The organism is Micromonospora sp. NPDC093277 (assembly GCF_044765245.1).
In the GTDB taxonomy this organism is placed as follows: domain Bacteria; phylum Actinomycetota; class Actinomycetes; order Mycobacteriales; family Micromonosporaceae; genus Micromonospora.
This window is the reverse complement of the sequence record NZ_JBIWJO010000034.1, coordinates 1-7812: the sequence shown is the minus strand read 5'-3', so window position 1 is coordinate 7812 and position 7812 is coordinate 1. Positions and strand designations below refer to the sequence as shown.

General features: G+C 66.0%; 8 protein-coding genes. 5 read left to right on the top strand and 3 right to left on the bottom strand.

Features of this window, described 5'->3' with window-relative positions; translation table 11 throughout:
* Positions 1-385: 385 nt before the first annotated feature.
* Positions 386-808, bottom strand: a complete 423-nt coding sequence (locus ACIRG9_RS31510) for a hypothetical protein (protein ID WP_402864187.1) — start codon at positions 806-808, stop codon at positions 386-388.
* Positions 809-815: 7 nt separating this feature from the next.
* Between ACIRG9_RS31510 and ACIRG9_RS31505 the strand changes: the two genes are divergently transcribed.
* Positions 816-1808, top strand: coding sequence for a recombinase family protein (locus ACIRG9_RS31505; protein ID WP_402864184.1), 993 nt, complete (start codon positions 816-818; stop codon positions 1806-1808).
* 530 nt (positions 1809-2338) lie between these two features.
* On the opposite strand, the gene soxR is transcribed toward ACIRG9_RS31505, so the two are convergent.
* Complete coding sequence (gene soxR / locus ACIRG9_RS31500; protein WP_402864181.1) at positions 2339-2806, bottom strand: redox-sensitive transcriptional activator SoxR; 468 nt, start codon at positions 2804-2806, stop codon at positions 2339-2341.
* Between the two features lie 111 nt (positions 2807-2917).
* On the opposite strand from soxR, the gene ACIRG9_RS31495 reads away from it, so the two are divergent.
* The 3 genes from ACIRG9_RS31495 (at position 2918) to ACIRG9_RS31485 (ending at position 6188) form a co-directional block, all read left to right on the top strand.
* Positions 2918-3763 (top strand): NAD(P)H-binding protein, encoded by an 846-nt coding sequence (locus ACIRG9_RS31495; RefSeq protein WP_402864178.1) that lies wholly within the window; start codon positions 2918-2920, stop codon positions 3761-3763.
* A 45-nt stretch (positions 3764-3808) separates the two neighbouring features.
* Positions 3809-4930 carry an NADH:flavin oxidoreductase gene (locus tag ACIRG9_RS31490; RefSeq protein ID WP_402864175.1) on the top strand — a complete coding sequence of 374 codons (1122 nt, stop codon included), beginning with the start codon at positions 3809-3811 and terminating at the stop codon, positions 4928-4930.
* A 523-nt stretch (positions 4931-5453) separates the two neighbouring features.
* On the top strand, positions 5454-6188 hold the full coding sequence (locus ACIRG9_RS31485; RefSeq protein ID WP_402864172.1) for a transposase: 735 nt from the start codon (positions 5454-5456) through the stop codon (positions 6186-6188).
* Between the two features lie 448 nt (positions 6189-6636).
* On the opposite strand, the gene ACIRG9_RS31480 is transcribed toward ACIRG9_RS31485, so the two are convergent.
* Positions 6637-7044 carry a nitroreductase family deazaflavin-dependent oxidoreductase gene (locus ACIRG9_RS31480; protein WP_402864169.1) on the bottom strand — a complete coding sequence of 136 codons (408 nt, stop codon included), beginning with the start codon at positions 7042-7044 and terminating at the stop codon, positions 6637-6639.
* A gap of 237 nt (positions 7045-7281) precedes the next feature.
* On the opposite strand from ACIRG9_RS31480, the gene ACIRG9_RS31475 reads away from it, so the two are divergent.
* On the top strand, positions 7282-7545 hold the full coding sequence (locus ACIRG9_RS31475; RefSeq protein WP_402864166.1) for a DUF1883 domain-containing protein: 264 nt from the start codon (positions 7282-7284) through the stop codon (positions 7543-7545).
* Positions 7546-7812 lie beyond the last annotated feature (267 nt).

The following is a 7812-nucleotide window of genomic DNA, read 5'->3' as shown; positions in this document are numbered from 1 at the left end:
CCAGACAACGTCACGCCACAGCACCGTACCGGCCGAACGACCCCTCGTCAGCTCACTGAACTGACCAGCACTAATGCCCTAACTTAATGGCATTGCATCCGGAGCGAACATCCCCTCCTACGGAGAGGATCAGAGTGTATCGATTTCGTTCCCCTTTGCGTCAACGATCGCGTAGTCGCCGGGATAAGGAACCCAAACCCCAATCCCGTTAGGCCACGAGACAATCTCAAGTGAGGCCACGTTTGAGATTGCGGTCCGGAGAAAGATCGCCTCACCGTCGCTCAGGGAGAAGGTGGTTCCTACCGGCTCGAAGCACACTTCCACGCTTTCCCCTCGCGCCGCCGCAAATTTCAGGTCTACGACCTGCTCTCCCTTACTCACCCGACTATTTCCAAGCATCGATGATCTCCTGAGTCAGCCTCACGCGTGCCGGTGCAGTCTTTCCGCCCTTTCCTGCAAGCGCTGCACTCTGATAGAAGTCCTGCAACTTCTCTGCGTCACCCCTGCTTGCCAATGCTCGCAATTCAGCTGGAGAGCGTGTTCCTATGAGGTGGGAGGGATTTCCGGAACCCCAGATGCGCCCGCCCACTTCTTGCAGGGTGCCACCTTCCAGCTTCGGAACACCAACCCTGCCACCTAGATTGGCGAGATCGGTGGCGTTCCCCGTGGAATCGACCGAGAAGCGCGGACCACAGTTGTGAACCAGGACCGGCGTGGTGCCGGCGAGCACATAGTACGTGTGGATGTCGTCGATGGTGAGGTCGTGCATGACCTTGGCACCGGTGTAGGAGGTTACGGCGAAGTCCATCGCCACCATGCTCAACGACCGCGGCCTACGCACCCGCATGGGCAAGTCCTGGTCACCGCACACCGTCGAGCTGATCATCACCAACCGGGTCTACCTCGGCGAGAAACACTTCCGCGACATCGCCGTCACCGACGCCCACCCCGCCATCATCACCACCGAGCAGTTCGACCTCGCCCAACGCATCCTCGCCAAACGCAGCGCCGACATCGGCCAACGCGCGGCCAACTCCTCCGACTACGAACTCACCGGCAAGATCCGCTGCCCGCAGTGCGGGCGGCGCTACATCGGCACCGCCGCCCACGGCCGCAACCACCGCTACCGCTACTACATCTGCTGGAGCCGCGCCCGCTACGGCACCAACGCCGGATGCGACAACCACCGCTTCAACGCCGACGAACTCGAACACGCCATGCGCCAGGCCGTCCTCGACTTCTACTCCAACGGCTACCCCGTCATCAGCCAAGCCATCACCGAGTTCCAGACCAGCCACACCCAGTCGACCAGCGCCTACCAGGACGAACTCGCCGCGATCAACAGACAACTCAAAGACAACAGCACCGCCGTCGACCGCTACCTGACAGCCTTCGAGAAAGGCATCCTCGACGACGAAGACGACAACGTCAGAACCCGGCTGGCCAACCTACGCGACCAGTCACGACTCCTACGCGCCCGCAAGGCACAACTCGAACTCGACCTGGACCAGCCACCCGCCGCACCAGCCCCCGCCGACCTGTCCAAAATCCACGCTCGCATCCGCGACGTCCTCAACCACGGCAACCACATCGCCAGGAAAGCCCTCTTCGAAGCCCTGATCCACGAGATAGTGGTCAACTCCGATGACAGCCTCACGCCGATCTTCAGGATTCCGGTGCTCAGAGACGGACAAGGGCCGGACCTCGAAGGCCCAGCCCTTGATCAAATACAAACCGCTGACGCGGTTCGCGCACTGCTACCCATGGTGGGCGATACAGGGATCGAACCAGTGACCTCTTCGGTGTGAAGCAGGACGCTGCACCCACTCTGACCTGCAGAAACGAGAAGCCGCAGGTGGCGGCGGGTGCAGTTGAGCACCGTTGCGTGCCGTTGAATGCCGTTCAACGCCGTTCAGCGCACCCGGCTGCTCCCCACGTGCTCCCCGATTCCCTGTGCGGCGACGGCGGCCTCCCCGGCGCCGTGGCGCTTCGCTTCGTCGCGTCTCCCAAGGAACAGCACCGAGGCTGATGTTCACTCAGCGTGACCGATGTCCTGAGACAACGCGCACGCCTCGCGGCAGATGAGGACGTCGGCGTCTTCCTGCGCGGCACTGCGGTTGAGTGTGATTACCGGCGGGCTCTCTGGTGGCCAAGGCCGGCGGGAGTCGGCCCGACGGCGTGGGCCGCGGTGTCGAACGCACGGGTGGCGGGCCCCACGGCGGCGGCCACCCGTATGCCCTGGCTAGCGCGGTGAACCGGGCGCTCGGCTCGCCGTGGCCGACGGTGGCTGTTCGAGTGGATCGATAGCGGCATGGAGGCGTCCGGTGCCTGCGGTCGGCTATGAGGTCTGCGGGTGTGTGACCAGTCGGTGCGGGCCGGGCCCGAGGGCGCCCAATGTGTCGTCTGGATTGGTCAGTTTGCACTGGTCGAGGGACAGGCAGCCGCAGCCGATGCATTCGGTGAACAAGTCGCGCATGCGTTCCAGTTGCCGGATCCGCGCGTTGAGTTCGGCGCTCCAGCATTCGGAGGCGCGGATCCAGAACTCGCGCGTCGGTGGCTGTCCGTCGGGTAGGAGGGCGAGGACGCTGCCGATTGTCGCCAGTGGGATTCCGACGTTCTGTGAGGCCCGGATGAACGCGACCTGGCGAAGGGTGGGGCGGCTGTAGCGGCGCTGGTTGCCGACGGTGCGCCGGCTGCGGATGAGGCCCTGGCGTTCGTAGAAGCGCAGCGCCGAGGCGGTCACGCCGCTGCGGTCGGCCAGTTCACCGATCGTGAGTTCGTCGGCGTCGGGTGCGAGCGATGTCACGGCCGTCACGGTACTTGACTTGAACATTTGTTCAAGTTCGAGGGTGTGTAGGACGCCGTTGCCGGGTCGGCCGGAATCGGCGCGCGTTACGTCACGAACCGGGAGCCATCAATGAGTACACGCAGAACAGTCCTGGTCACCGGTGCCACCGGCAACGTCGGTCGGCACGTGGTGGACAGGCTGCTGGAGTTGGGCGCAGACGTCCGAGCACTGGTCCGCGAACCGGGCGCAGCGAGGCTGCCCGCCGATGTTGGCGTCGCCGGCGGTGACCTGACCAGACCGGACACGCTCGACGCCGCCCTGGCCGGGGTCGACTCGGTTTTCCTCGTGTGGCCCGGCCTGTCGACCGCGGCCGCACCAGCAACCGTGGAAAGGCTCTCGGAGCACGCCCGCCGGGTGGTTTACCTGTCCGCGATGGGCGGGCGAGACGGCGAACGCCCGGTCGGGTTCTGGGGCGAAATCGAGGGCCTGATCGAACGGACCGAGCTGGAGTCGACCTTCCTACGGGCGAGCGGATTCGCGGCCAACACGCTGGGCTGGGCCGAGCAGATCCGCACCCGAGGGGTCGTGCGGTGGCCTTACGGGCACGCCCGCCGATCGCTGATTCACGAAAAGGACCTGGCCGCGGTGGCCGCGCTGGCGCTGACCGAGGATCGGCACGTCGGGGCGGCGTACACCCTCACCGGGCCCGAGGCCGTCAGCCAACAGGAGCAGGTACGGCTCATCGGGACGGCGATCGACCGCGACCTGCGGTGGCAGGAGCAGCCTCGTGCAGAGGCGCGCGAGTTTCTGCTGGCCGCGTGGGGCGATCAGGCGTTCGTGGACATGGCGCTCGATGGGTGGGCCGCCATGGTCGACGCGCCGGAGCTGGTAACCACGACCGTGGAGCAGGTCACCGGAGTTCCGGCCCGCACGTTCCGGCAGTGGGCCCTCGACCATGCAGCGGACTTCCGCTAGTCGCCCACCAGCCTCCAGACAACCGATCAGATTCGAGGATTCAACATGCCGACATCGACCGCGGACCCCGTCGCGGCACTGTTTCGTCCGTTCACCGTGGGCCGGCTCACCGTGCCGAACCGGATCGTGATGGCCCCAATGACGCGGACCCACTCGCCGGATGGCGTACCAGGCCCGGACGTCGCCGCGTACTACGCCCGCCGCGCCGAACACGGGGCAGGACTGATCATCACCGAGGGCACGGTCGTGGATCACCCCGCCTCGGCGAGCAGCCCAGCGGTCCCTCGCATCTTCGGCGCCGCGCCACTGGCCGGCTGGGCTCGCGTTGTCGACGCGGTGCGTTGCGCCGGCGGCCGGATCGTCCTGCAGCTGTGGCACGTCGGTACCGACCGCAAACCAGGTGATCTGCCGAACCCGGGGGTGCCACCGGTTGGCCCCTCCGGGCTTTCCCGCAGCGGCGAGCCCGTCACGGCGCCGATGACACAGGCGCAGATCGATGACGTGATCGCGGCGTTCGCCCAAGGGGCGGCCGACGCCGAGCGCCTGGGTTTTGACGGCGTCGAACTCCACGGCGCGCATGGTTACCTCATCGACCAGTTCTTCTGGGAGCGAACCAACCGCCGTACCGACCGTTACGGCGGTGACCTTGCCGGGCGAACCCGGTTCGCCGCCGAGATCGTGGCCGCGTGCCGGCGCGTGGTGGCGAAGGACTTTCCGATCTTCCTCCGCTTCTCCCAATGGAAGATGGACAACTACACCGCACAGCTGGCGAAGACACCGGCCGAGCTTGAGTCGTTCCTCGCGCCACTGGTCACCGCCGGTGTCGACGCTTTCCACTGCTCGACCCGGCGTTTCTGGCTACCCGCGTTCCCGGACTCGCCGCTGACGCTGGCCGGGTGGACCCGAAAGCTGTCCGGTCGCCCGACAATCGCCGTCGGCTCGGTGGGGCTCGATGGACCGGAGTTCCTAGACTCCATCCGCACTGGGGCAGTCGTTGGTAGCGCCAGCCTGGACAGTGTCGTGCAATTACTGGAACGCGGCGAGGCCGATCTCGTAGCAGCCGGGCGTGCCCTGCTCGCCGATCCCGCCTGGACAGCGAAGATCCGCGACGGCCGGCACGGCGAGTTCGTGCCCTTCCACGTCCAGGCGCTCGGATCTCTCCAGTAACACCAATCGCCGGGCGGTCGCAGCGGACGATCCCGTAACGACCGAACACTCCGGCCATCCCCCCACAGGGCCCTGCCCTCAGGTCGAGTAGCCAGGACGAGTTTCACCACCCCGGCTACTCGGCCTGGGGGCACGAGCCATGATCAACCGCACGCTCATCGGCTACTTGTTCACTTGCCCTATGACCGGTGTCTGGCGAGGCTCGGTCTAGGCGCCCGGGCTGTCGCTCTCTCATCGGCTGCCCACGCTGGTCGTGTGGCTCTGTTCTGGCCTGCGCAGTCCCGGGCGTCGCCTTAGGGCGGGGAGAGGCTCAAGAGGGGTTTGCTCGGCTCGAAGTAGCGTTGCCCTCCCGCCTCGACAACAAGGACAGGATCAAGCATCGGAGGACTCTGATGAGCCCAACAGATCGTGTGGTCATCGGCATGGACCCGCATAAACGCTCGGTGACGATCGAGATCATGACGGGCAGCGAGACAGTCCTCGGCGGCGGCCGCTCGCCACAGACCCGGATGGCTACCGGGCAATGCTGCGATGCGCCAAGCAGTGGCCGGCTCGGGTGTGGGCGATCGAAGGGTGCAGCGGTATCGGCCGGCACGTGGCGGTGCGGTTGCTCCGCGAGGGCGAACACGTGGTGGACGTCCCACCGAAACTGTCGGCCAGGGCGAGGGTGTTCGTCATCGGTCAGGGCCGCAAGACCGATACCACCGACGCGCACTCAGTCGCGTTGGTCGGCACCCGCATGGCCGGCCTGCGTCCGGTTATCGATGATGAGCAGCTCGCGGTGCTGCGGATCCTGGCCGACCGTCGCCGGTCACTAGGCGAGGACCACACTCGCATGGTGTCCCAGCTGCACCAGCTGCTGTTGGAGCGGATCCCCGGTGGTGCGAAGAAGGACCTGTCCGCGGCACAGGCCAAAGCCCTGCTCGCCAAGGTGCGACCCTGCGACGTCGCCGGCAAGACACGCCGCCGGGTCGCCGCGGAGTTGATCAGCGACCTCGAACGCGTTTACCGGCGCAAGAAGGCCGCCGACAAGGAACTCAAGGAGCTTGTTGCCGCTACCGGCTCCACCCTGATGGACCTGCACAGCATCGGCCCATCCGGCGCTGCCAGGCTGCTGGTCGAGGTCGGTGACATCACCCGCTTCCCCAACCGGGCGCACTTCGCCTCCTGGAACGGCACAGCACCGATCGACGCCTCCTCCGGCGACCACGTCCGCCACCGCCTCTCCCGCGCAGGCAATCGGCAGATCAACCGGTAGTGCACACCATGGCCACCGTCCAACTACGTAATGCCACCGAAGGACGGGCCACTTCGACCGCAAGAAGGCAGCTGGCAAAACCTCGATGGAAGCCATGCGCTGCCTCAAACGCAGACTCTCCGACATCGTCTACCGCCACATGCTCGACGACGCCATCGCGCACGGGGTGACGGACCCGGTAGGGCACCGGGGAACGACTACTGACTCCAGCGCGACCGGCTCACACCCCAACGCCGGCTCTTTGGACAAGCCACTTCCCGGACCCGCCACCAACCAGCCTAGAACGTTGGTCGCCGCACCGTCTTGACACAGAGGGGAGCCACGTTCGGACCTTAGCGACCGACGCCGACGTCACCCTCGGTTGCGAGCACTTCGCGGCGCGTGCGGATATGCGCCGGACCAGCGGCGCGGCCCGCACCGGTGGGCACTGGGGTTGTACCGCCTCCGCCTACGGTGCAGGTTCCAGTACAACGACTGGGATCTGGCGGGTGGTCTTCCGCTCGTAGTCGACAAAGCCTGAATACGCGGCCTTCTGCGTGCTCCAGATCCGTTCCCGCTCGTCCCCGACGGCAACCCTGGCGACCATCTGGAGGGTGCCTGTACCGATCTCTGCTTCGACCTGCGGATGAGCGACCAGGTTGTAGTACCAGTCGGGATTGGTGGGCGCACCGCCCTTGGACGCGAACACGGCGTAGCCGCCGTCCACCTCCTGGTACATCACCGGGTTCACGCGAGGCTGGCCGCTCTTGGCACCGACCGTGTGCAACAGCAGCAGCGGCGCGCCAGCGAACTGACCGCCTACCTGCCCACCGTTGGCGCGAAACTCAGCGATGATCTTGTCGTTCCAGTCACTCATGGCGTCTCCCCGTCCCCGCGTACCGGCTCCTTGTGCACGATTCTGACAGTCCCGGCCGCGGCGTGGCACTGCGACGCGACCAAGGACCAACAAGCCCGGCGGTGACAGTGCGTAGCGCCCGGTTCGCGGGATGAGAGTCCGCTTTGACCTAGGACCGAATCGAGCCGGATGCAGGGTGACCTCCAAACGGATCGCGAGCCGCTTTACGTCCGCCGCGCGATCCGCTAGTAATCGCCTATGGAGCACCTGTGGTTCGATCTCGGTGGCTGCGCAGGCGGCACCCAGCTCGCGGTACAGCTGCGCGGCTCGTCCGCGCGGGCATGCCTGATGGACGCCGACGAATACCAGGCGTACCTCGACGGTGACGAATACGAGTACCACGGCGGCTTCTTCAACGTGAGCCCGATCGTCCTCGAGGTGCCATACGACGACGACTGGTACCTCGTGGTCGACAGCTACCACGGGCGCATCAAGGTCAAGTACGAGGAAATCTTCGATTGATACGAACGGTGCCGCGCCTGTGCGACCCGACGACTCACCAGATGCCAAGGCTTTCGCCCGAAGCGTTCTGGCTGGGTGCTAGCTGTCGTGACGATCACCGAGCGTGGAGTCGCGCACGGCCGACGGCACGATTCGCACGCCTTCGGCCGTCGCTCTGCGTAGCGAGCGCTTCGCGGCAGAAGCGGATGCTGGGCAAGACCCGGGCAAGACCCCGATCTGCTCGTGCACGAGGCATGATGGGCGTTCATGGGCACCACCGACCCGTAC